This window comes from Aeromonas enteropelogenes (assembly GCF_000819845.1).
GTDB lineage: Bacteria > Pseudomonadota > Gammaproteobacteria > Enterobacterales > Aeromonadaceae > Aeromonas > Aeromonas enteropelogenes.
This window is the reverse complement of record NZ_CDCG01000029.1, coordinates 1-22,027: the sequence shown is the minus strand read 5'-3', so window position 1 is coordinate 22,027 and position 22,027 is coordinate 1. Positions and strand designations below refer to the sequence as shown.

At 57.1% G+C, this 22,027-nt stretch carries 18 protein-coding genes and 1 tRNA gene; 7 read left to right on the top strand and 12 right to left on the bottom strand.

Annotated features, from left to right (window positions below; all coding sequences use genetic code 11):
* Nucleotides 1–166 precede the first annotated feature (166 nt).
* From BN1123_RS11115 to rfaD, 9 genes are all read right to left on the bottom strand, one after another.
* Nucleotides 167–1,297, bottom strand: coding sequence for an ABC transporter substrate-binding protein (locus tag BN1123_RS11115; protein ID WP_042027033.1), 1,131 nt, complete (start codon nucleotides 1,295–1,297; stop codon nucleotides 167–169).
* 130 nt (nucleotides 1,298–1,427) lie between these two features.
* The gene (locus tag BN1123_RS11110; protein ID WP_026456489.1) at nucleotides 1,428–2,630 is read right to left on the bottom strand and encodes a hypothetical protein; all 1,203 of its coding nucleotides are present in this window, start codon (nucleotides 2,628–2,630) and stop codon (nucleotides 1,428–1,430) included.
* A gap of 152 nt (nucleotides 2,631–2,782) precedes the next feature.
* Nucleotides 2,783–3,880, bottom strand: coding sequence for a glycosyltransferase family 9 protein (locus BN1123_RS11105; RefSeq protein WP_042027030.1), 1,098 nt, complete (start codon nucleotides 3,878–3,880; stop codon nucleotides 2,783–2,785).
* Nucleotides 3,881–3,908: 28 nt separating this feature from the next.
* Nucleotides 3,909–4,928 (bottom strand): glycosyltransferase family 9 protein, encoded by a 1,020-nt coding sequence (locus BN1123_RS11100; RefSeq protein ID WP_042027029.1) that lies wholly within the window; start codon nucleotides 4,926–4,928, stop codon nucleotides 3,909–3,911.
* A gap of 18 nt (nucleotides 4,929–4,946) precedes the next feature.
* On the bottom strand, nucleotides 4,947–5,633 hold the full coding sequence (locus tag BN1123_RS20920) for a glycosyltransferase family 25 protein (RefSeq protein WP_082037529.1): 687 nt from the start codon (nucleotides 5,631–5,633) through the stop codon (nucleotides 4,947–4,949).
* Between the two features lie 55 nt (nucleotides 5,634–5,688).
* A complete protein-coding gene (locus BN1123_RS11090; protein WP_052449255.1) occupies nucleotides 5,689–6,786 on the bottom strand; it encodes a glycosyltransferase in 1,098 nt (365 codons plus the stop codon).
* Nucleotides 6,783–7,982 carry an O-antigen ligase family protein gene (locus BN1123_RS11085; protein WP_197064500.1) on the bottom strand — a complete coding sequence of 400 codons (1,200 nt, stop codon included), beginning with the start codon at nucleotides 7,980–7,982 and terminating at the stop codon, nucleotides 6,783–6,785. Before BN1123_RS11085 ends, BN1123_RS11090 begins: the two co-directional genes overlap by 4 nt.
* Nucleotides 7,983–7,987: 5 nt before the next feature.
* A complete protein-coding gene (locus tag BN1123_RS11080; RefSeq protein WP_042027024.1) occupies nucleotides 7,988–9,751 on the bottom strand; it encodes a bifunctional glycosyltransferase family 4 protein/polysaccharide deacetylase in 1,764 nt (587 codons plus the stop codon).
* A gap of 107 nt (nucleotides 9,752–9,858) precedes the next feature.
* A complete protein-coding gene (gene rfaD, locus BN1123_RS11075) occupies nucleotides 9,859–10,815 on the bottom strand; it encodes an ADP-glyceromanno-heptose 6-epimerase (RefSeq protein WP_042027023.1) in 957 nt (318 codons plus the stop codon).
* A 154-nt stretch (nucleotides 10,816–10,969) separates the two neighbouring features.
* Between rfaD and BN1123_RS11070 the strand changes: the two genes are divergently transcribed.
* From BN1123_RS11070 to BN1123_RS11050, 5 genes are all read left to right on the top strand, one after another.
* Nucleotides 10,970–11,614: a TetR/AcrR family transcriptional regulator gene (locus BN1123_RS11070; RefSeq protein WP_026456568.1), complete on the top strand. Its 645-nt coding sequence runs from the start codon at nucleotides 10,970–10,972 to the stop codon at nucleotides 11,612–11,614.
* Between the two features lie 115 nt (nucleotides 11,615–11,729).
* Nucleotides 11,730–12,920 (top strand): glycine C-acetyltransferase, encoded by a 1,191-nt coding sequence (locus tag BN1123_RS11065; protein WP_026456569.1) that lies wholly within the window; start codon nucleotides 11,730–11,732, stop codon nucleotides 12,918–12,920.
* 56 nt (nucleotides 12,921–12,976) lie between these two features.
* Nucleotides 12,977–14,005, top strand: coding sequence for an L-threonine 3-dehydrogenase (gene tdh, locus BN1123_RS11060; RefSeq protein ID WP_042027022.1), 1,029 nt, complete (start codon nucleotides 12,977–12,979; stop codon nucleotides 14,003–14,005).
* 196 nt (nucleotides 14,006–14,201) lie between these two features.
* A complete protein-coding gene (locus BN1123_RS11055) occupies nucleotides 14,202–14,657 on the top strand; it encodes a c-type cytochrome (protein ID WP_026458477.1) in 456 nt (151 codons plus the stop codon).
* A gap of 84 nt (nucleotides 14,658–14,741) precedes the next feature.
* On the top strand, nucleotides 14,742–17,024 hold the full coding sequence (locus BN1123_RS11050; protein WP_042027021.1) for a putative bifunctional diguanylate cyclase/phosphodiesterase: 2,283 nt from the start codon (nucleotides 14,742–14,744) through the stop codon (nucleotides 17,022–17,024).
* On the opposite strand, the gene rep is transcribed toward BN1123_RS11050, so the two are convergent.
* On the bottom strand, nucleotides 17,021–19,033 hold the full coding sequence (gene rep / locus BN1123_RS11045) for a DNA helicase Rep (protein ID WP_042027043.1): 2,013 nt from the start codon (nucleotides 19,031–19,033) through the stop codon (nucleotides 17,021–17,023). The genes BN1123_RS11050 and rep overlap by 4 nt on opposite strands.
* A 165-nt stretch (nucleotides 19,034–19,198) precedes the next feature.
* On the opposite strand from rep, the gene BN1123_RS11040 reads away from it, so the two are divergent.
* Nucleotides 19,199–20,419, top strand: coding sequence for an aminotransferase class V-fold PLP-dependent enzyme (locus tag BN1123_RS11040; RefSeq protein WP_042027020.1), 1,221 nt, complete (start codon nucleotides 19,199–19,201; stop codon nucleotides 20,417–20,419).
* Nucleotides 20,420–20,432: 13 nt separating this feature from the next.
* Nucleotides 20,433–20,867: a SufE family protein gene (locus BN1123_RS11035; RefSeq protein WP_042027018.1), complete on the top strand. Its 435-nt coding sequence runs from the start codon at nucleotides 20,433–20,435 to the stop codon at nucleotides 20,865–20,867.
* A gap of 21 nt (nucleotides 20,868–20,888) precedes the next feature.
* Here the strand turns inward: BN1123_RS11035 and tcdA are convergent, their stop codons facing one another.
* On the bottom strand, nucleotides 20,889–21,725 hold the full coding sequence (tcdA, locus tag BN1123_RS11030; protein WP_042027041.1) for a tRNA cyclic N6-threonylcarbamoyladenosine(37) synthase TcdA: 837 nt from the start codon (nucleotides 21,723–21,725) through the stop codon (nucleotides 20,889–20,891).
* A gap of 165 nt (nucleotides 21,726–21,890) precedes the next feature.
* Nucleotides 21,891–21,967, bottom strand: a tRNA-Asp gene (locus BN1123_RS11025).
* Between the last annotated feature and the right edge of the window lie 60 nt (nucleotides 21,968–22,027).

Sequence of the window (22,027 nt, the reverse complement as noted above, 5' to 3'; positions counted from 1 at the left end):
TCGATCCGGTATAAGCGCCGGGAGAAGGCCGGAAAAAGAAAGAGGCGTTAACCATGCCAAGCCTCGGGATGACGGGAAGGCCAGGCCACTCGGTTCAAGAAAAAGCCAGAATTGCCGTTGTGTGGCTCTGGCGCACCCACGATAGCGGTCAATCACGGGGCAGACGTCAGTTCTCCACATCCCAGGGACACTGCTTGGCCAGTTCCGCCTTGCCGCTGGCGACCAGTGCCTGCTGCACCATCCGCTTGTAACGGTTTTTGATATGGGCGGGCAGTGCGGGCACCAGCAGCCGTTCATCAAATTCAGGCATTGCGCGTTCGGGCAGCACAGCCTGCTCCTCGGGAGTGAGCGGGGGTCGGGCAGCCAGGTTGCTGCCCGATATGGTGGGGGTGCCCACCAGCATCCGGCTTTGCAACGGGGCACTCAGCAGAAAGTCGATCAGCAGGTAGGCAGCCTTGAGTTTGTCCGGATCATCCTTCACATGGCGGGCGATGGAGAGCGCATCCAGCGCGTAGATAGCCCCCTCCTGCACCATGGCGATCCGCCATTGCTGGCCGTTTTGCCGGTTGCACTCCACCAGCTCCAGTCCCCAGGTGGTGGCCAGCCGCTGCTGACGCAGAGCCTCGCAGTTATTGGTCTGATTGAACCAGAAACCGCGACTGGACTTCAGACGCCGGGTCAGGAGCCGCTCCACCTCCTGCTGCAGTGGTTGATCGGCCAGCATCTCGCCACTGGCAAACAGGGCGGGTGATTTGCCAAGGGAGAGCAGCACGGAGAACAACAGGGGCTCGAACTGATCGCAAAACACGGCAAATTGCCCCTGGGGCAGATCGTCAGCCAACACCTGCCAGCTGGTCGGCGCCTGGGCAATCTGCTTACTGTCGTAGGCCAGGCTGAACATGGCGTATGTGAACGGGACCGAGTAGTTGCGCTCCCCCTGCTTGTCATATTCGGTATTCCTGAGGGTCGGTTTCAGCTCCGGATAGTGGCTCAGACGGCTGAAGTCGATGGGCAACAGCAACTTGAACAGGGGGTGATGATGCGCCTTGTAGAAATAGCTGGTCGGTATTACCACGTCGGCAGAGCGGGTCCGCAAGGCCCGGTAAACGCTGTCAAAGTCGGTCAGCAGTGGTTCAACCCGGCTGACCGTCACCTCCATCCCGTTGGCCCTGGCATAGTCGGCAAACTGCTGCTCATACCCGGCAGGCAGATAGCCCCACTCCAGCAACTTGAGCTGGATCGGCGCCGCCAGCAGCGGAGTTCCTACGATCAAGCAGCAGAGAAACAGTAGACGCATGGCCGTTTACTCCTGATATGAGCATCTTGATGGAGTATAGGAGCGCGGCGCGATCGCACATTTGATGTGGGCCCAGCCAGCACGTCCCCAAATAGCATCAGCCCCGCAGGAGGGCGGGGCTGATGGGTTATCAAGGCTGACGAGGGGCGAGGCCTTCCTCTTGCAGATAGGTTTCGACCTGCTGCTGGTAATCCGCCTGATAGGAGAACTTGGTGCTGTCGGTGGCGGCGATCAGGTTGACGACAGTGCAGAACAGGGTCGCCGCCAGCAGTCCCTTGCCCACCCACTGGGGATAACGGCGACTCCACTCCACCAGCAACAACAGCATGGGGAACAAGGCATAGGGGAATATCAGCATCAGGTGCCAGTAGTTGAAGATGATGGGCGAGAGCGCCGCACTCACCAGCACCGCCAACACGGCCGCGACGGCATAGAGGCCGAGCCAGCTTTCGCCATCCACGGGGGCGCGGTCGCTGCGCATCAGCCGCGGCTTGAGCCTCTTCCACAATTGCCAGTTGGCCTTGGCTGCCAGCAGCACGGTGGCCGAGCCCACCCCGTAGATCACCAGGCGCCACAGCCAGACCGCAGCCAATTGCAAATATTCATGGCCCGCCAGCCAGATGAACTGGGTATCGTTGACCAGCTTGCTGGCAAACAACCAGGAGCCGTAACGCAGCCAGTAGAGTACGGATTTGAGCACCGGATAGACGTGCACCAGACCCCAGCCGATGTAGCGCTGGCGCGCCTCGGGGTCGACGTTCTGGGTGATCTGGCTGTTGCTCATCACCTCCATGGCGTAGGGGATCAGGGAGGCGCCGATCAACAGGGCCGCCACCGCCACGCCGCTCCAGCTCACTTTGAGGATGCGACGCCAGAACAGGTAGGTCGACATCACCGCCAGCAGCGGCCAGGAGTAGTGCAGCTGCATCGCCATGCCGATGGCCAGCAGATGGACGATCATGTGCCAGAAGGAGGCCCGCTCGCGCATATGCCAGGCCGACCAGCAGTGCATGGCCGAGAAGAGGAAGAGATAGGAAGGGTTGTAGAGCAGGCTCTCGTACTGGAACCAGGGGTTGAGCCAGCAGAGCACCAGAAACAGCAGCCTTACCCTGTCACCAAACACCTGACGGATCACCGCATCAAACAGCAGGAAGCCCACCAGCCGCATCGCCAGCAGCAGCAGCACGGGCGCGTAGGGTGAATCCCACAGCAGCAGCGGCCCGCCGATCAGCCAGGCCGACAGGCTGCCCGGCACATTGCCCACCGCACTCGCCGCGTTGCCGTAGCTGAGCCAGACCCCCCCATAGGCTCCCAGATAGCCCTTGTAGAGCATCTGAGTCTGGTCACCGGTGAGGATCTGAAACTGGAAGAAGACAAGGGACATCAGCAAGCCCCCGATAACCCCCAGATAAAAAAGTCTGTCCGACTTCGCCTTCTCATTCATGTCATTCAGTCCCTGCGGCTCGGTTGGTTGTCACTGCGGTGTTAAGCACGATTTTCTCCTCCCATGGTGGCAACCCATCTGGCAAATGCCTGCTCGAAAGCCTGCATATCCAGCGAGTTGATATCCTGGGTCTCCAGCGATGTTGAAAACAGGATCATCGCATCCGGTGTGTTCGGATGCCATTCGGCGTAATTTTCGCCTCCCCCCCCCAGGTCCGGGTTGTAGAGCCCGAGGATGGGCAGACCCAGCCCGGCCGCGATATGCACAGTTGCCGTATCGACCGACACCAGCGCGGCGCTGTGCCGAAGCTGGGTAAAGAGGCCGCCGAGTGAGGGCTGCTCGGGAGAGAGCAGGATCCGCTCTGGCGCAGAAACGCCGGCCTTGAGGCCGGCAACTTCCTGTTCCAACCCGGGTGGAAACAACAGACAGATGGATTGCGAGCAGCCTGCCAGCATGATTTCCAGCATGGAAGCGATGCGGTCCGGCCGTAGCCTACGGGCACCACCGCTACCATAGGGATTGAAGGCAATAACGGGTCGATCCGTCGGCCACCATACGGCCAGGGCACTCTCCCATTCAGCTTTTGCCGGGATGATGTAGCGAGTGTCAGGGGATGCGATCCCCATGCAGGCAAGCAGCTCGGCGAACTTGTCGGCAAAATGGCGCCCTACAGTGCGGGCTCCCAGCTTGATATCGATGCAGGCAAGCTCGTCATCCATCCCGGCTACGTGGCAAGCATCGACCTGGCTCAGGAAGTAGATATCCTTCATCTTCAGCGATTTGCCCAGATGCACCAGATAGCCGACTCGCCCCAGGGAACGAGCCAACCGCTTGAGTTCACCATAACCGGGACGTTTTGGGATTTCGACCACCCTGTCCACCCCGAAATGTTCGCGAAACAGCGGTGCCATGGCCGGTGTCGTCACCACCCAGACTTCACGGCCGGGTTGGGCCTTGTGGATCTCCCGCGCCACCCAGGAGGAGACGATGGCGTCTCCCAGCTTGGCATCCCAGCGCAACAATACGACCTTGCTCTTGCCATCATCGGCAGGGCGCGAGCAGGCTTTGTCAAACAGCCAGCGCCCCAGTCGGCGACGCAGCACATCGCGCGCCAGCTGCAGCTTGTTAATCAACGCCATGGGATCCTCGAATGCAGAGAAAAGGGGCTCAGGATACCAGCATGTCACTCAGGGCGGCAGCCACTTCACCAGACTTGAGTGCATCCAGACTGTTGCCAGGCACCTTGATAATGCGGTGAGGACCGTGCAGGGGAATGAAGGCCTCGCGCCAGGGCTCGTCGTTCATCAGGATCAGGGTCGGCACTTCATGGGAGGCGGCGATATGGACGATCGAGGTATCCGTCGAGACGACCGCCACCGCATCACGCACCAGGCTGGCGGCATCCAGGATCGAATCGGGGTAGAGCGCAGTGAGGTCGGAACGCTCGACCGCCAGCGGCTCGGAGCTGAAGCAGAGATAGCGCACATCCTCCAATATCGGCAGGGCGGTCAGAATGGCCGTTTGCCGCTCCCGGCTGATGGAGTTGCCGCTCTGACTTCCCGCCAGGTTGACGACGACATAACGCCCAAAGCGGCGCGTGTCATAGTCCGGGCTGTATGGGCAGGGAATATTGGCAGGCAAGGCCCCCTCTCCCTCCACGATGGCCAACATACGGTAGACGAAATGGGGCTGGGTCGTTGCGCCCACCTCACGCGCACACTGGCGAAAAAGCGGCAGCAGTTTTTGCTGGTTGTCGCTCTTTCGACGCAGCGGCAGGGAAAGCAGGCAGCCATTGGCCACATAGAGCATTCTGGCCATCGCCAGCTCGTCCGGTTCATCGAAAAGGTTAATTACCGCATCGAACCGCCGAGCCTTCAGCTCACGAAGCGTATTCCAACCGGCGCGATCAAACAGACGATCATTGAGCGTTACCGGATGGCAGGCCACCACGCCATCCACCTGTCTGGCCAGCACCAGATTGCGCGGGCTGCAGAGCAACTCCATCTGCGCATCAGGGTAACGACGCCGCAGTGCATCAAGCGCCGGCAGGGAGAGCACGAAATCCCCGATGGCATCGAAACAGATCACCAGCAGAGATTTGACCGGCTCATATATCGGGGTAACAGCCGGCTGCGCCGCCATCAGACGGCGAGCAACCCGGTATTTGACCCATCTTTTCAGATTCATAACGCAACAGCCTTGCTCTTAACCCTTGTCACTCTCGTTTTGCTCGAGATAGTGGCCATAGGCACGGTCCTCTATGGTTGTGGCGAACAGATCCACATCCAGACAACAGGGCTCGACACCGGCGGCGCTCAGGCCAGTCATTTGCAGTCGACCGGTCAGATAATCTGCCGGCATACGAACGGGATAAGCTTGAGCCAACAGCTTTTTAGCCCCTTCAAGAGTCAGTACATAACCTGCGGCGGAAAGCACAGCCCGTTTGGAATGTTTGCTGGGCGTTCGATATCTGGCAAGCCGGTAACCTTCTGGCAAGGCACGCAAAATAGGCCATTTTTTTGCTTTGCCATGATGCAGAAAAACAATGTCAGAGTGATTACAGGAGACGATGGCTTCAACAATTTTCTTGAAATGCATGTGCAGATAAGCGTCATCCTCGAGAATGACGCAGCGTTCAATCCCCTTTTCCACCATCATCTCATAGAGCTTGATGTGGCTGAGCGCACAACCGATCTCGCCCGGGCTCAAATCATGTCCAGAAAACTTTTTGGCTTCAACCTGGTCGACTCGACGGACATCCTCATCCATCAGATTGCGGCCATCCACGGCATCAAAAAAACTGTAGCCGATGCCTAGGTGGCTCATCTGTTTACGCGCCATTTCCCGACGTTCGAGACTACGGGAAAGACTGATGACAAAAACTGGAATCATGGGATATATCACTCAAGAGGCCGAAAAATACTGAAACGCCAAGCGTCATAAACAGCTATAAAAGCTCTTGCAGCATAGTATCAAAGTCACGCAGCACACTCTCGCTTGAATATTTATCAAGATCAATATTTGGAAGCTTTGGTCCCGTGTTTGAAAGAGCCTCTGCCAATGCTGAGACATCCCCCATGGGGATCAAAGTACCCAATCGTCCTCGCTCAAGGATCTCACTTGGCCCCACAGGACAATCTGTCGAGATGACTCTGCCACACAAATACAATGCCTCCACCAGCACCAATCCGAATCCCTCCCCCTTGGAGCTAAGGACAAACGTATCGGCATGCTTCATCCATACATAGGGGTTGGCCTTAAGCCCGAGAAAATGGACTCGGTCCTGCAACGCTAGGCGTTGAGCCACGCGTTCCAGATGTGTTCTGTCTGGCCCGTCACCAATGATTAACAGCTTTTTATCTAATCCCCCTTCAACCGCTTTGGCGTAGGCAAGAAGCAGACCTTCAATATCTTTGGTTTGTTCATCAAGACGAGAGACACTCAATATATAACCTTGCTCAAGCAGTACTTTCTCTTCCTGCGAGTTCTCATCGGCTTGCTCTGCCAGATTGAGTAGCCGGTTAAAATCGAAAGGGTTATAAATCACACGAGCCTTGTGCAACCAATTAACATGTTCACGCTGGAGCTCGGCCAGCATATCCTGACAAATAAGAACGACGCGATCATAACTGGCACATCGTTTACCCATGTGCCTTTTTCTCTTTTCAAGATTAAAAAAACTGGAGTGCAGCCACATCACTTTAGGCTTCTTGCATCTCTTCAGATATTTAAAAAAATCACCATCCAAAAAATCAATTACGACGTCATGCTCATCAATCAACTTGTTTATTTTTGACTGCTTTTTGAAAGAAAACCTTAGCTTTTCAATAAAATTATTTTTTTTACTGTCATCAAAATTGAAATGAACCACTGTTGCCACGTCAGCTATTGATTTTGCAACTATATGCTGACTACTGTCTTCGTTCGTTGCTACCGTTATTTTATAACCATAGCGGTCAACCAAACTGCGTACATAAGAAAGAAGAACCTTTTCAGCCCCTCCCATGCCCAATGAGTGGATGAAAAACAAAAGGTTCTTGGTCATGACATGGCCTCTTTATTTTTTTCTATCTCATAGGACAAGCACAATGAAAACAATGTTATCATGTATATATATAAAGTGTTTTGATGTTCCATTGGTACATCGGAAAGAGCACAAACGAAGACACCAAAAGATACCATAAAGCCTGCGGAGAGCACTTTTGTTCTATGGTAAAAAAATATCATTGGGTAAACAAGAACAGCAATTGCGACAAGCAACCCCAAAATGCCACGAACCACCATGTTTTGCATAAACTGATTATGGGCATGATACATGCCGTAATTGACATAGAAATTGTCAACTATCCCATCCAATAGTTGCTGGTGTTGTATGTTCTTAAATCCATCCAGACCGACCCCCAATAATGGATGTTCAATAAAACCAAACCAGGCACTTTTCCAAGCCATCACTCTCAATCCCCAAGAGGTATTGTAGTTATTGCTCTCCATCATACTCAATTCAGAGAGGCTTTCCTGGATGCGAATTTTAAATACTTCAGTTTCAGAAAAAACAATAGTAAGCAAAATAAACACTATAAGAAATAAAGCCATATACTTCACTGGCTTTTTAGTTGCTTTTATCGAAAGCGCCAGCATTGCAAGCATCAATAAAGCAAGCCACACCCCTCGACTCTGTGATAAATAAATAGCAATAACAGCAGCACCAGCACCGATTAAATAACCACACTTAACAAACTTGTTGGACTCATCTTGACCGAAAAATCCATTTAGAATAACTAGAATCAATGCACCTTGGGCAAATAATATAGCATTGGTGAAACCTTCGACTCTGAACATACCGTTTTGATGTTGCCAAATGGCAAGTAAACCAATGGATATACCACCAATAAGTGCCCCTAATTTTAAAGCACGAATGACGATAGCTTCTCTCGGAATGAACAGAAAGAACACCAAAATATAGAACAAATTTCGGATCAACCAGCTTTCATCATCATGTACCAGTCGACTGGCACCGATAGCAGCAATATAGATAAGAACACAAGCGTAAAGGTTCTTAGCTGATACGCCAAGCTTATCCTTGTTTCCAATAAAGTAATTTATGAAGCCAACAATAGATGACAGAACCAATAGTTTGGAAAGATAATGATTTCCCTGTGGAACGAGAAATAACCCACACAATGTAAAAAATAAAGTGCAAGAAAAAATAAGGACATTCAACCGATGAAAGTACTGCGTCATATTCATTATGCCTTTCTAAAAACATAATTCCCGCGGATTTTGCGCCATAGCCCGAACACATCGGTACGAGGGAAGATGGCGATCCGGCGGATCTGGAAAGGGTCCTGGTGCATGGCTTTGGGGCCGCTGTTGGTGGCGACGGCAAAGCGATAACCAGCATTTTTGGCCTGTTCCTTGGCACTCTCGTTCATATCCCCGTAAGGATAGGCAAACGACATCAACGGATAACCAAGTAGGGCCTCAAGCTGACGCTTATTTTCCTGAATTTCATGAACTTGCTGCTCTACAGACAGTTGGCTCAGGCGGGGATGGGTCAGGGTATGGCCCCCGATCTCCACATGGCCGCTGGCCGCCAGCGCCTTGATCTGCTCACCGTTCATCAGGGACACCCGGGTATCCGGGTTGGTCGTATGTTCCACATCCCAACGGTTATACCCTTCCCCCGTGACTACGTATACCACAGCTTTATAACCGTATTTTTCCAGCAGCGGCAACATGCGGGTCAGGTTGTCCTGATAGCCGTCATCGGCAGTGATCATCAGATACTTCTTGCCGTACTGCAGACGATGGATGAAGCCCTTGTCTGCCAAATCGCCAAACGTCAGAGTCTCATAGCCGAGCCACTTCATTAAACGAAGGTGCTTCTCGAACATGGTGATCGGCATCCAGGTACCGTGTACCCCCTTCTCGCTCTCATGCTCGATAAAGCGGTGATACATGATGACCGGCATCTCCCGGCGCAGGGTTTCGACCACTGCATCCTGGTAGATGGACTCCAGCCCGGAGACAACCCCCTGCAAGCCATACTCGTCCTGGATACGCTGGCGGATCGCCTCCGGCACCTCCTTGCTGGCAAGCGCAGGGGCAATACTGGCTTTGAGGGCGACAAAATCGATCGCCAGATCCTTGGGGCCTATATCGCCGAAGTTGCTGGCGAGCGCCTCGGCCAGATTCTCTTCCGTCACCAGGCCGATGGCCTTGGCCTCGCCGATGGCAAACGCCGGGCGACCACACAGCAGGGCCTCCATCGCCACCCTGCCGGCACCGATCACCAGATCGCACTGCGCCATCAGAGCGGGGACATCGTCAACGTAACCGACGAAGTCGACCCGGTCACGAAAACGCGCGAAGCGCTCGGGCACCTGGCTGCCACTCACTACCCGCACCTGGCAGGCGTCCAGATCCAGCACCTCGTCCAGCAGGCGATAACAGAGCACCCCCTTGGGACCACTCAGGCGACCAATGATGGCGATCACCGGCTTGTCATTGGCGGGCGCGGCGACGGGCTGAAATTTGTCGGTCTCGATGCCGTTGCGCAGTACCTGAACGATGGCCGGTTCGACTCCCAGATTGTCGATAATCTGGCTGGCGATATCTTCGCACACCGCCACAGCCCGATAGCCGAGGGCATGGAAGGCCTTGCGGGAAGCATGCACCGGCTGGCGGCCATGCACTGTGGTGATCATGGGTGTACCGGTCAGCTTGCAAGCCACATAGCTGCTCCAGCCGGAGGCGCGAGAGTGGGCATGAACCAGCTGGATGTGATGCTTCTTAATGAGATAGATGAGGTAAAAAACGTGCCAGAAACGGCGCAGAATGCTGCGCTTGTTGAACCGCAGCTTGAATACCGGGCCCAACGTGGGCTTGGTCAGAGTATCTGACACATAGAAGACATTGTGACCACGCCGGGTGAGTTCGTTACCGACCGTGGTGGCATAGACCTCTGCGCCCGTTACTTCGAGCTGGGAGAGTGCCATCAAGATATTCATTGCGTGGTTACTCGTTGCAGAAAGGGAAAGTCAGCCCAGAAAAACCGGAAGCGGAGTAGAGTCCGCTTCCGGTTTCACTAACAGTATCAATATATTGCTATTACGCGTTATCTATTGAGCCAGGCCATGTAATCGGCCACCCCCTCGGCCACTGTCATGAACTCGGCGTCATAACCCACGCTGCGCAGCTTGGTCATATCGGCCTGGGTGAAACTCTGATAGCGGCCTTTCAGGTGATCCGGGAAGGGGATGTATTCGACAGACCCCTGTTGGTGATACTTGATCACCGCCTCTGCCACGTTCTGGAACGGCTCGGCGCGGCCGGTACCGCAGTTGAAAATGCCGGAGTGCTGCGGGTTCTGCCAGAACCAGAGGTTTACCTTGCAGACGTCATCCACATAAATGAAGTCGCGCATCTGGCCGCCGTTCGGGAAGCCATCGCAACCTTCAAACAGCTTGGGATTTTCGCCCTTCTTCACCTGGGTGTTGAGGTGGAAGGCAACGGAAGCCATTGAGCCCTTGTGCTGCTCGCGCGGGCCATAGACGTTGAAGTACTTGAGGCCCACCACCTGGGAGTTGATTTCCGGCATCAGGCGGCGCACGTACTGATCGAACAGCTGCTTGGAGTAGCCATAGACGTTGAGCGGCTGTTCGAACCTGGGATCTTCGATGAAGTTGTCGTTGCGACCACCGTAGGTAGCGGCGGAGGAAGCATAGATGAAGGGAATTTCCCGCTCGATGCAGTAGTGGAACAGATCCTTGGAGTACTCGTAGTTGACCTCCATGATGAACTTGCCGTTCCACTCGGTAGTAGCAGAGCAGGCACCTTCGTGGAAGATCACCTCGATACCGTCATCCCACTCTTCAAACTCATCACCGGAGACGATCCGTGCCTGGAATTCGTCTTTGTCCATGTAGTCAGCGATGGTCAGGTCGACCAGGTTGACGAACTTGGTGCCGTCGGTCAGGTCGTCGATGACCACGATATCGGTCCGTCCTTGAGCGTTCAGCTGTTTGACCAGATTGCTGCCGATAAAGCCAGCACCGCCAGTTACTACGATCATGGAGTTTGCCTCGCGTACGTTGATGGCTACATGTGACTGCTTGTTAAAGCTGTGTATAGTGAGCCAATTTGAAATTGCCGAAAAGTTTATCATGGGCAGTCAGGGGATTCGACCACGTTACGTCGACCCGGGCGAATCCCGCAGGAGAGGCGTGATGAAAACCAGAGACAGGATCATTCACAGCGCGACCGAGCTGTTCAACGATCAGGGTGAGCCCAACATCACCACCAACCACATTGCGGCGCACATGGGCATCAGCCCGGGCAACCTCTATTACCACTTCCGCAATAAAGAAGACATCATCCACTCCATCTTCGATCAATATGCCCGCCACCTGAGCGAGAGCTTCGTCCCGGCGCGCAACCGCGAGATTACCCTGCAGGATTTGATGGGCTATCTGGATGCCATCTTCTACCTGATGTGGCAGTTCCGCTTCTTCTACGCCAACTTGCCGGACATCCTGAGCCGCGACGAGCCGCTTCAGCAGAAGTACCTCAAGGCCCAGGAACAGATGCGCGCCTCCGTGGTCGCCCTGCTAAAGAGCCTTCGCGAGGGCGGCATCATAGACGTCAACGACGAGGACCTGCCGGATCTCGGTCAGACCATCAAGATGGTGGTCACCTGCTGGATCCCGTTCCAGATCGCCCAGGCCCCCAATACCCGCATCACCAAGCCCCTGCTTTATCAGGGCGTATTGAAGGTGCTGTTCCTGCTGCGTCCCTACGTACAGCCCCAGGTGGCTAACCAGATCCGTCAGCTGGAGCACCATTACCGCCAGCTGGCCCAACCAGCCAGGTGAGATCCTTTTCACATTTGTTGAAAATCAGCACAATCATTTGAATTACGCGCAACAAATTGCAGTAAAATGTTGCTCTCTGTTGATACGCAGCTGAAATAGCCAATAAGGATCGAGGATGTCTAACGGATTCTATCGTCACCTGACCGAGCAGCTCGACCAGGTCAAAACCGAGGGCCTGTACAAACAGGAACGCGTCATCACTTCCGCCCAGCAGGCAAGCATTGCCGTCGCAGGCGAACAGGTTCTGAACTTCTGTGCCAACAACTACCTTGGGCTGGCCAATCACCCGGATCTTATCGCGGCGGCCCATCAGGGGCTCGACAGCCACGGCTTCGGCATGGCTTCGGTGCGCTTCATCTGCGGCACCCAGGACCAGCACAAGGAACTGGAGCAGAAGATGTCCGCCTTCCTCGGCACCGAGGACACCATCCTCTACTCCTCCTGCTTCGATGCCAACGGCGGTCTGTTCGAGACCCTGTTTGGCGCCGAAGATGCCATCATCTCCGACGCTCTGAACCACGCCTCCATTATCGATGGCGTACGCCTGTGCAAGGCCAAGCGCTATCGCTATGCCAACAACGACATGGCCGAGCTGGAAGCCCAGCTCAAGCAGGCCGACGCCGATGGCGCCCGCTTCAAACTGATCGCCACCGACGGTGTCTTCTCCATGGATGGCGTCATCGCCGATCTGAAATCCATCTGCGATCTGGCCGACAAATACGACGCCCTAGTGATGGTGGATGACTCCCACGCCGTCGGCTTCATCGGCGAGAACGGCCGCGGCACCCACGAATACTGTGGCGTCATGGATCGGGTAGACATCATCACCGGCACCCTGGGCAAGGCCCTGGGCGGTGCCTCCGGTGGCTATACCTCCGGCAAGAAAGAGGTGATCGACTGGTTGCGTCAGCGCTCCCGTCCCTACCTCTTCTCCAACTCCCTGGCCCCCTCCATCGTCGCGGCCACCATCAAGGTGATCGACATGCTGGCCGAAGGGCATGACCTGCGCGCCCGTCTGAAAGAGAACAGCCAATACTTCCGCGAGCGGATGAGCGCCGCCGGCTTTACCCTGGCCGGTGCCGATCACGCCATCATCCCGGTGATGCTGGGGGATGCCAAACTGGCGTCCGAGATGGCAAGTCGCATGCTGGCCGCCGGCATCTATGTGGTGGGTTTCTCTTTCCCCGTAGTACCCAAGGGCCAGGCCCGTATCCGTACCCAGATGTCTGCCGCCCATACCCGTGAGCAGCTGGACAAGGCCATCGATGCCTTCATCCGCATCGGCCGCGAACTCGGCGTCATCTGATTTGAACAAAAGGGGCCGAGCGCCCCTTTTTCTGTATTCATCGTGAAGGAACAAGCATGAAAGCCCTCTCCAAGCTCAAGAAAGAAGTCGGCATCTGGATGACGGACGTCCCGGCCCCCGAACTCGGCCACAACGATCTGCTGATCAAGATCCGCAAAACCGCCATCTGTGGCACCGATATCCATATCTACAACTGGGACGAGTGGTCCCAGAAGACCATCCCGGTCCCCATGGTGGTCGGCCACGAATACGTGGGCGAAGTGGTCGCCGTGGGTCAGGAAGTGCGCGGCTTCGCGGTCGGCGACAGGGTTTCAGGCGAGGGCCACATCACCTGTGGTCACTGCCGCAACTGCCGCGCCGGCCGCACCCATCTTTGCCGCAACACCATTGGCGTTGGCGTCAACCGTCCCGGCTCTTTTGCCGAGTATCTGGTGATCCCCGCTTTCAACGCCTTCAAACTGCCGGACAACATCCCGGATGACCTGGCCGCCATCTTCGATCCGTTCGGCAATGCGGTGCACACCGCCCTCTCCTTCGACCTGGTGGGTGAGGACGTGCTCATCACCGGCGCCGGCCCTATCGGCATCATGGCGGCCGCCGTCTGCCGCCATGTCGGTGCCCGCCACGTGGTGATCACCGACGTAAACGAGTACCGACTCGAACTGGCTCGCAAGATGGGCGCCACCCGCGCGGTCAACGTGGCCAAGGAGCAGCTCTCCGATGTGATGAGTGAACTCGGCATGACCGAGGGTTTCGACGTGGGGCTGGAGATGTCCGGCGTTCCCTCCGCCTTCCAGGACATGATCGACAAGATGAACCACGGCGGCAAAATAGCCATGCTCGGCATTCCGCCCTCCACCATGGCCATTGACTGGGGCAAGGTGATCTTCAAGGGCTTGTTCATCAAGGGGATCTACGGCCGCGAAATGTTCGAAACCTGGTACAAGATGGCGAGCCTCATCCAGTCCGGGCTGGATCTCTCCCCCATCATCACCCATCGCTTCCACATCGACGACTTCCAGCAAGGCTTCGATGCCATGCGGTCTGGCCAATCCGGCAAAGTGATCCTGAGCTGGGACAAATAAGCGTTTCTACGCCTGTGACCACGAAACCCGGCTCAATGCCGGGTTTTTTACGATCAGGGCTCCCTGACACGACCCGATACGGACAAAACTTTGTACGCAGAGTGTTTAACACTTCACACACAAGCGTTTAAATGGCTGTAACTATTCGGTTATAATCCCGTCGTTTACAGGGATAATAAAAGACTGCTGGGAGTATATGAGCGTGTTGAAAAAACTGAGCTATTTGCTGGCTGTCGGGATGACGGCCGCCAGCTTGTCTGGTGCCGTACTGGCTGCCGATGAACTGTCACCGGAGGCCATTGCCGAGCGGATCAAACCGGTCGGTGAAGTCTATACCGCCAAGGATCTGGAAGGCATTGCCGGTGCGGGTGCAGCCCCGGCCGCAGCGGCCGCATCTGGTCCTCGTGATGGTGAAGCCGTCTACAAGGGCGCCTGCTTTGCCTGCCACGATACGGGCGCTGCCGGTGCCCCCAAACGCGGTGACAAAGCCGCCTGGGAACCCCGCGTTGCCCAGGGGATAGACACACTGAAGAAACATGCCATCGAAGGCTTCACCGGCAAATCCGGTATGATGCCGCCGAGAGGGACTTGCGCGAATTGTAGCGATGAAGAGATTGAAAACGCGATTCATTACATGACCGACAACCTCTAAGTATTTGAAAGGGCCGCAATTGCGGCCCTTTTAATCTCTCGGCTTCCGGCTACTCTTGTAGGGTAGATACCTCGGGAGTTGCTCATGTCAGCCCAATCCATCGAACCCCATTATTCGACTCCCTTGCTGGCGTTGGTTTCCACTATCATGGACTTCCCTGCGCCCCATACCGCCACGACCCAGGATTACGACGCCCTCATCCACCAGATCGACGAGCTTTGCCCACTGCAGCATTTTGGCATGCTGGGCCTCTCTGGCTCAGGCTTGCACTGGCTCTATGCCTACAAGATCAGCAACGCCTTCAAACAGCAGCTGGGGCGGGAGCAGTCCCGCATCACGGAACAGCTCACCCAGTTGGACGAAGTGGAAGGCTGGTGCGTATTCCCTATTGAACATGGCCAGGTGCAGTGGCTGCTGGCACGGGGCACCCCGGCCGATCTCCCGACTCTGCGTCTGTTGCTGGAGTGTCTGGCCAAGCGGTTGACCGAAACCCAGGCGGGCACCCACCTTGCCGAGCCTCCTTCCCCCCTGATCCGCAAGGATCCGAACTGGAAAAAAAAGATAGAGAGCATCAGCCGCATCATGCGACTGGCCAATACCCTACCCGGTCAGGCGCTCTTTTCCCAGCTGGAAGCCGTTTTGCGCCAAATGCTGGCCATCGATGACATGCTGCTGGTACGGCTCAACAACCACAAGCTGGAACGGATCTACCCCGCTCACCCTCACCAGAGTGACGCCTTCATCAGCGGACTGTGCCATGGCACCAGCAATATCGAGGTCAACCGGGAGTCACACTATTGGCACAGCATGCCGCTGCGGCTACAGCAACAATATTTCGCTCATTTCATCATCAGCACATCCCAGCCACTGGAGACAGACGACAAGCTGTTTCTCGACTTCCTTCGCGCCCAACTGACCCTGTTGCTGGAACTGAAGCGGATCCGTCAGCAGCTCCATGAAATCAATTCGGAAGAGTCCATCAACCAGCGGCTGCAACAGCTGCGCCAAACCAACATACGACTGCAGAAGCAGCTCAAGCAGCATCAGGAGCTGGAACGGCGCCTGCAATTCGACGCCCTCCACGATCCGCTGACCCAGCTACCCAACCGGGCGCTGCTGATGAACCACCTCAACCACGCCATGACCCACTTCAATCGCTACAAGTCGCCGGGATTTTCCCTGATTTTCATCGATGTGGATCATTTCAAGCAGATCAACGACACCCTGGGCCATAGCGCGGGAGACATGTTGCTCAAGGAGATCAGCCGCCGCCTGCAGACCTGCATCCGGCAAAATGACATGGTGGCCAGGCTGGGGGGAGACGAGTTCGTCATCTATCTGGACAACAGCAGGCACGAAGATGACATCAGCCCGGTACTCAACCGCATCGTCAGCCGCCTCTCCTACCCGTTCCGGCTGATGGGTAACGAACTGGGCATCACCGTCAGCCTGGGGGTTTCAAGCGTATCCGAGCAGACTACGGACATCAGCCAGTTGCTCCATCAGGCCGATCTCGCCATGTATCAGGCCAAACGCAATGGTCGCAGCCGCATCGTCACCTACTCGGAAGAGTGCATCAGCCAGAATTGGAACTCGCCGGAAGAGATGTTGGCCAGGGCCCTGCGGGACGGGCGGATCGTGCCCTATTTCCAGCCGGTGATCCGGTTGCAGGACAGCCGCCTGACCGGACTGGAAGTGATGGCCCGCTGGCTGACCGAAGAGGGGATAATCAAGGATGCCTTCGACTTCATCCCGCTGGCAGAGCAGTGCGGCCTGATCCTGGAGCTGGATTACCAAATCCTGCGCCACACCTGCCAGCAGCTGAAAAACTGGCTGCCGTTGTCAGGGCAAGGCAAGTTCAAGGTGGCGATCAATCTCTCTGGCAAGCACCTGGTCAACCATGAGCACATCATGCGGCTGATGAAGATCATCGAGGAGGAAGGGATCTCCCACGGCTACCTCATCTTTGAATTCAATGAGCGGGAGCTGTCGCGGCAAGACTCGGACGCCCTGGCATCACTGCACGATCTGAGGGCCAAGGGAATCCAGATCAGCCTGGATGACTTCGGGACCGGCTTCTCCTCCCTCAACGCCCTGTTCCATTTCCCGGTGGATTACATCAAGGTGGATGACAGCTTCACCCAGCGCATGCTGCAATCCCCCAAGGATCTGGCCCTGATCCGCGCCATGAGGGATATCTGTCAGGATCTCGATTACACCATGGTAGTCGAGGGGATCGAGAACCAGCAGCAGTTGCAGAAGCTGATCGATATCGGCTGCCAGATGGGGCAAGGCCGCTATATATCTCCCCCCATGCCGGGAACGGACATCATCCCCTTGTTGACCCCGGACAGCCCGCAGGCCTAATCCTTCTTGAACATGGCCCTCAGGTTGGCCACCGCCATCTGCCCTTTCTGCTGGCGCTCCTCGGCGGTCACCTTCTTCTGGTTTTCCCACTCCAGATCATCCTGGGGCAATTCCAGCAGGAAGCGGCTCGGCTCCGGTCGCACCGACTCGCCAAACTGGCGCCGTTCCTTGCAAAGGGTAAAAGTGAGTTCAGTCTGGGCCCGGGTGATGCCCACGTAGGCGAGACGCCGCTCCTCTTCCACGTTGTCCTCGTCGATGCTGGTCTGGTGAGGCAGCAACCCCTCCTCCATGCCCACCATGTAGACATAGGGGAACTCCAGCCCCTTGGAGGCGTGCAGGGTCATCAGCTGTACCTGATCAGCTTCATCCTCCCCCTCGTTGCGCTCCATCATGTCCCGCAGGGTGAGACGAGTCACCACCTGAGCAAGCGTCATCGACTCTTCCAGCTCGTCCCCCTCCAGCATCTCGGTGATCCAGCGATAGAGAGTGGAAACGTTCTGCATCCGCATCTCGGCCGCCTTCGGGCTGGGAGAGGTCTCGTAGAGCCACTCCTCGTAGTGGATCTCCTTGATCATGTCCCGCACCGCCTCCACCGGATTGCCACGCAGCGCCTGATCACCGAGCCGTACCAACCAGTTGGTGAAGGCCTGCAGCGCGGTGAGGCCACGCCCGGAGAGGTGTTGCTCCAGCCCCAGCTCGAAGCTGGCGGCAAACAGGCTCTTGCCACGTTGATTGGCGTACTGGCCGAGTTTTTCCAGGGTAGTGGGGCCTATCTCGCGGCGCGGCAGGTTCACCACCCGCAGGAAGGCGGTATCCTCGTCCGGGTTCACCAGCAGCTTGAGGTAGGCCATGATGTCCTTGATCTCGGTGCGGGAGAAGAACGAGGTGCCCCCCGAGATGCGGTAGGGGATACGGTTGGTCATCAGCGCCTTCTCGAAGATCCGCGACTGATGGTTGCCCCGGTAGAGGATGGCGTAGTCCTTGAAGCGGGTACGATTCATGAACTTGTGGCCCATCAGCTCGGCGGCGATGCGCTCCGCCTCGTGCTCCTCGTTCTTGGCAAACAGCACCTTGAGTTTCACCCCCTCGTCCAGCTCGGAGAAGAGCGCCTTGTCGTAGACGTGGGGGTTATTGGCGATCAATATGTTGGCGCACTTGAGGATGCGCCGCTTGGAGCGGTAGTTCTGCTCCAGCTTGATGAGCCGCAGATTGGGGAAATCCTCGTTCAGCAGCACCAGGTTCTGCGGCTTTGCCCCGCGCCAGGAGTAGATGGACTGGTCATCATCCCCCACCACGGTGAAGCGGGCACGCTCGCCGACGATCTGCTTCACCAGCTCGTACTGGCTGGTGTTGGTGTCCTGGTATTCGTCGACCAGCAGGTAGCGGATCTTGTTTTGCCAGCGCTCGCGCACCTCCTGGTTGCTCTTGAGCAGCAGGGTCGGCATCACGATGAGGTCGTCGAAATCCAGCGCGTTGTAGGCCACCATCTGGCGGTGGTAGCGCTCGTAGAGCTGGGCCATCAGCACCTCTTCAGGCCCGCGGGCGATGCGCATGGCCCGAGCCGGCAGGATGAGGTCGTTCTTCCAGTTGGAGATCTGGCTGATAAGAGCCGAGAGCTTGTCCTTGTCGTTGTCGAGCTCCTCCTCGGTCAGCTCCTTGAGCAGCGCCAGCTGATCGGTGTCGTCGAACAGGGAGAAGTTCGCCTTGAGGTTCAGGCTCTTGTGCTCGCGGCGAATGATCTCAAGCCCCAGGGTATGGAAGGTGGAGACCATCAGCCCCCGTGCCTCCTTGCGACCCAGGGTCTGGCCGACCCGCTCCTTCATCTCCCGCGCCGCCTTGTTGGTAAAGGTGACCGCCGCTATGTTGCGCGCGTTGTAGCCGCACTGCTGCACCAGATAAGCAATCTTGTTGGTGATGACGCGGGTCTTGCCCGATCCGGCACCCGCCAGCACCAGGCAAGGGCCGGAGACATACTTGACCGCTTCGTTCTGATTGGGGTTGAGCTTCATGGGCCGGATCTCTTGGCTTATGATGAGGGGCGGCATTGTAACAGAAATCACCCGGCCAGCCCCATCGAGCAATAGCTCGCCAGATGCCTTGTGTTCGGCGGCGGTTTTCAGGATCATGACCGACTTTTCGAGATGATGACCACTTTTCCAGACAGTGAGGGGAGCATGAACCAGCAACAGCACGACCGGCTGCGCAGCCAGTTTCCGGCTTTGGCGCAGGAGGTCAACGGCCACCCGCTGGTCTATCTGGACAACGCCGCCACCACCCAGAAGCCGCTGGCGGTGCTGGATGCGATCAATCACTACTATCAGGCCGACAACGCCAACGTGCACCGTGCCGCCCACGCCCTGAGCGGCCGGGCCACCCGGGCCTTCGAGGCCGCCCGCGAGACGGTTGCCCGCTTTATCAATGCGTCTCACAATCGCGAGGTGATCTGGACCCGTGGCACTACTGAAGCGATCAATCTGGTAGCCCAGAGCTGGGGCATGAGCGAACTTCAGGCGGGAGACGAGATAGTGCTCAGCACCCTGGAACACCACGCCAACATCGTCCCCTGGCAGCTGGTCGCCCAGCGCACCGGCGCCGTCATCCGGGTCATCCCCCTCGATGAGCGGGGCGATCTCGACATGGCTGCCTATCTGGCCATGCTGGGACCACGTACCCGACTGGTGAGCGTGGCTCACGTCTCCAATGCCCTCGGTACCGTCAATCCAGTTGAGCAGATAGTGGCGGCCGCCAAGGCGGTCGGTGCCCTGACCCTGATCGACGGTGCCCAGGCTGTGGCTCACCTAGAGGTAGATGTGCAGGCCATCGGCTGCGACTTCTACGCTTTCTCCGGCCACAAGCTCTACGGCCCGACCGGCATCGGCGTGCTGTGGGGGCGCACTGCACTGCTGGAGCGGATGCCGCCCTGGCAGGCCGGCGGCGAGATGATCGACAGAGTCAGCTTCAGCGCCACCACCTTCAATACCCTGCCCTTCAAATTCGAGGCGGGGACCCCCCATATCGCTGGTGCCATCGGCCTCGCTGCCGCCATCGATTTTGTGATGGGACAAGACCGGGAGGCATTGACCCGCCACGAAGAGGCGCTGACCAACTACCTGGTCGCCGGCCTGCGGCAGGTGTCTGGGCTGCGTCTGGTCGGTGAGCCAGGCCAACGCGCCGGCGCCGTCTCCTTCCTGCTGGAGGATATCCACCCGCAGGATGCCACCACTCTGCTCGACATGCAGGGGGTCGCCCTGCGGGTCGGCCATCACTGCGCCATGCCGCTGATGGAATCGCTCGGTATTGGCGGCACCATACGTGCCTCGCTGGCCTGCTACAACAACCGGGACGATGTGGACGCCCTGCTGGCCGCCCTGCACAAACTCAGTGACTTCTTCTAAGGCAGACAATCCAATGAACAGCCTCGCAACCTATACCCGGATCGGCCTTGATCCCGACGCCGACACTATACGCCAGCAATTCGCCACCACCCATGGCTGGGAGAACCAGTACCGGCTTATCATCCAGCTAGGCAAGCTGTTACCCGCCTTGCCAACAGAGTGGCAACAGGAAGAGAACCGCCTGAAAGGGTGTGAGAGCCAGGCCTGGCTAAAGGCAGAAGTGGGTGAGGGTGGCAATTGGCACTTTGCCTGCGACTCCGATGCCCGCATCGTGCGTGGTCTTATCGTCATCGTACTGGCAGCGCTCAATCATCAGACTGCCGATGCTATCCAGGCTTTTGATATGGATGCCTATTTCAGCGAACTGGGGCTTGAGAAACACTTGAGCCCGTCGCGGGGCAACGGGCTCAGGGCAATCGTGTTGGCGATCAGGCAACAGGCCGTCTAACCCCCCTTGTTCAGTGGTCGATCAGGCTTCGCCAATCGACCCTGTGTCTTCATTCCCGGCCTCTTTCTCGGCACGGGCTCCCCGTTCGGCAATCTTCTTCAATACCCGGGAGGCGGCGACCAAGCCAAAGGTGGCCGTCACCGGCGTCACGGCGCCAAAGCCGGAGGCGCAATCCATCTTCATATTGCCGTCGCTGGCCGCCTTGGCCTGACAGGTGCCGCCATGGCCGTCCGGGTAGCTCAACTGTTCGGTTGAGAAGACACACTCCACCCCGAACTTGCGCGCCGGATTCTTGCTGAAGTTGTGCAGCCGGCGCAAGTCGGAACGCACCTTGGCGGCCAGCGGATCCTGAATGGTCTTGGCCAGATCGGCCACGGTGATCCGGGTCGGGTCCATCTGCCCGCCTGCACCACCCGCCACTATCACCGGGATCTTGTTGCGCTTGCAGAAAGCAATCAACGCCACCTTGGCCTTGACCGAGTCGATGGCATCCACCACATAGTCAAACTCCCGCTTGATATGCTCGGCCAGGTTGTCGGCGGTAACGAAGTCATCCACCTCGATCACCTCGCAATCCGGGTTGATGGCGCGAATACGCTCGGCCATCACCTCCGTCTTGAGGCGACCAACCGTGCCCTGCATGGCGTGGATCTGGCGGTTGGTGTTGGTGATGCAGATGTCATCCATGTCGATCAGGGTGATCTGGTTGATGCCAGCACGGGCCAGCGCCTCTGCCGCCCAGGAGCCGACGCCGCCGATCCCAACCACGCAGACTCTCGCTTGGCTGAAGGAGCGCAGCGCACTCTGACCATAAAGACGGGCAATGCCCCCGAATCGCTGTAGATACTCTGCTTTCATACCACCACCTTGCTTGAGGGCGGCCATTATAGCGACAACCATGGGCGGCGGCGAATGTCAGATGGCTGTGAATCGGGGTCGTACAGCATAAGCGGGCAAATAAAGATGAGATGGGAGCAAACTGAAATAAAAAAAGCCCAGTCAATCGACTGGGCTTCTTGTTAGTGGCGGAGCGGACGGGACTCGAACCCGCGACCCCCGGCGTGACAGGCCGGTATTCTAACCGACTGAACTACCGCTCCGCATTCGGTTAGCTTTCGCTAAATCATTTGCCGCTTATTCTGAGGTGTCATCCTCGCAGC

What these genes read in the sequence shown, in the direction of transcription:
- BN1123_RS11115 (WP_042027033.1), bottom strand. Translation starts at nt 1,297, where the DNA reads ATGCGTCTACTGTTTCTCTGCTGCTTGATCGTAGGAACTCCGCTGCTG.
- BN1123_RS11110 (WP_026456489.1), bottom strand. Translation starts at nt 2,630, where the DNA reads ATGCTCTACAAGGGCTATCTGGGAGCCTATGGGGGGGTCTGGCTCAGC.
- BN1123_RS11105 (WP_042027030.1), bottom strand. Translation starts at nt 3,880, where the DNA reads ATGGCGTTGATTAACAAGCTGCAGCTGGCGCGCGATGTGCTGCGTCGC.
- BN1123_RS11100 (WP_042027029.1), bottom strand. Translation starts at nt 4,928, where the DNA reads ATGAATCTGAAAAGATGGGTCAAATACCGGGTTGCTCGCCGTCTGATG.
- BN1123_RS20920 (WP_082037529.1), bottom strand. Translation starts at nt 5,633, where the DNA reads ATGATTCCAGTTTTTGTCATCAGTCTTTCCCGTAGTCTCGAACGTCGG.
- BN1123_RS11090 (WP_052449255.1), bottom strand. Translation starts at nt 6,786, where the DNA reads ATGACCAAGAACCTTTTGTTTTTCATCCACTCATTGGGCATGGGAGGG.
- BN1123_RS11085 (WP_197064500.1), bottom strand. Translation starts at nt 7,982, where the DNA reads ATGACGCAGTACTTTCATCGGTTGAATGTCCTTATTTTTTCTTGCACT.
- BN1123_RS11080 (WP_042027024.1), bottom strand. Translation starts at nt 9,751, where the DNA reads ATGAATATCTTGATGGCACTCTCCCAGCTCGAAGTAACGGGCGCAGAG.
- rfaD (WP_042027023.1), bottom strand. Translation starts at nt 10,815, where the DNA reads ATGATCGTAGTAACTGGCGGTGCTGGCTTTATCGGCAGCAATCTGGTC.
- BN1123_RS11070 (WP_026456568.1), top strand. Translation starts at nt 10,970, where the DNA reads ATGAAAACCAGAGACAGGATCATTCACAGCGCGACCGAGCTGTTCAAC.
- BN1123_RS11065 (WP_026456569.1), top strand. Translation starts at nt 11,730, where the DNA reads ATGTCTAACGGATTCTATCGTCACCTGACCGAGCAGCTCGACCAGGTC.
- tdh (WP_042027022.1), top strand. Translation starts at nt 12,977, where the DNA reads ATGAAAGCCCTCTCCAAGCTCAAGAAAGAAGTCGGCATCTGGATGACG.
- BN1123_RS11055 (WP_026458477.1), top strand. Translation starts at nt 14,202, where the DNA reads ATGAGCGTGTTGAAAAAACTGAGCTATTTGCTGGCTGTCGGGATGACG.
- BN1123_RS11050 (WP_042027021.1), top strand. Translation starts at nt 14,742, where the DNA reads ATGTCAGCCCAATCCATCGAACCCCATTATTCGACTCCCTTGCTGGCG.
- rep (WP_042027043.1), bottom strand. Translation starts at nt 19,033, where the DNA reads ATGAAGCTCAACCCCAATCAGAACGAAGCGGTCAAGTATGTCTCCGGC.
- BN1123_RS11040 (WP_042027020.1), top strand. Translation starts at nt 19,199, where the DNA reads ATGAACCAGCAACAGCACGACCGGCTGCGCAGCCAGTTTCCGGCTTTG.
- BN1123_RS11035 (WP_042027018.1), top strand. Translation starts at nt 20,433, where the DNA reads ATGAACAGCCTCGCAACCTATACCCGGATCGGCCTTGATCCCGACGCC.
- tcdA (WP_042027041.1), bottom strand. Translation starts at nt 21,725, where the DNA reads ATGAAAGCAGAGTATCTACAGCGATTCGGGGGCATTGCCCGTCTTTAT.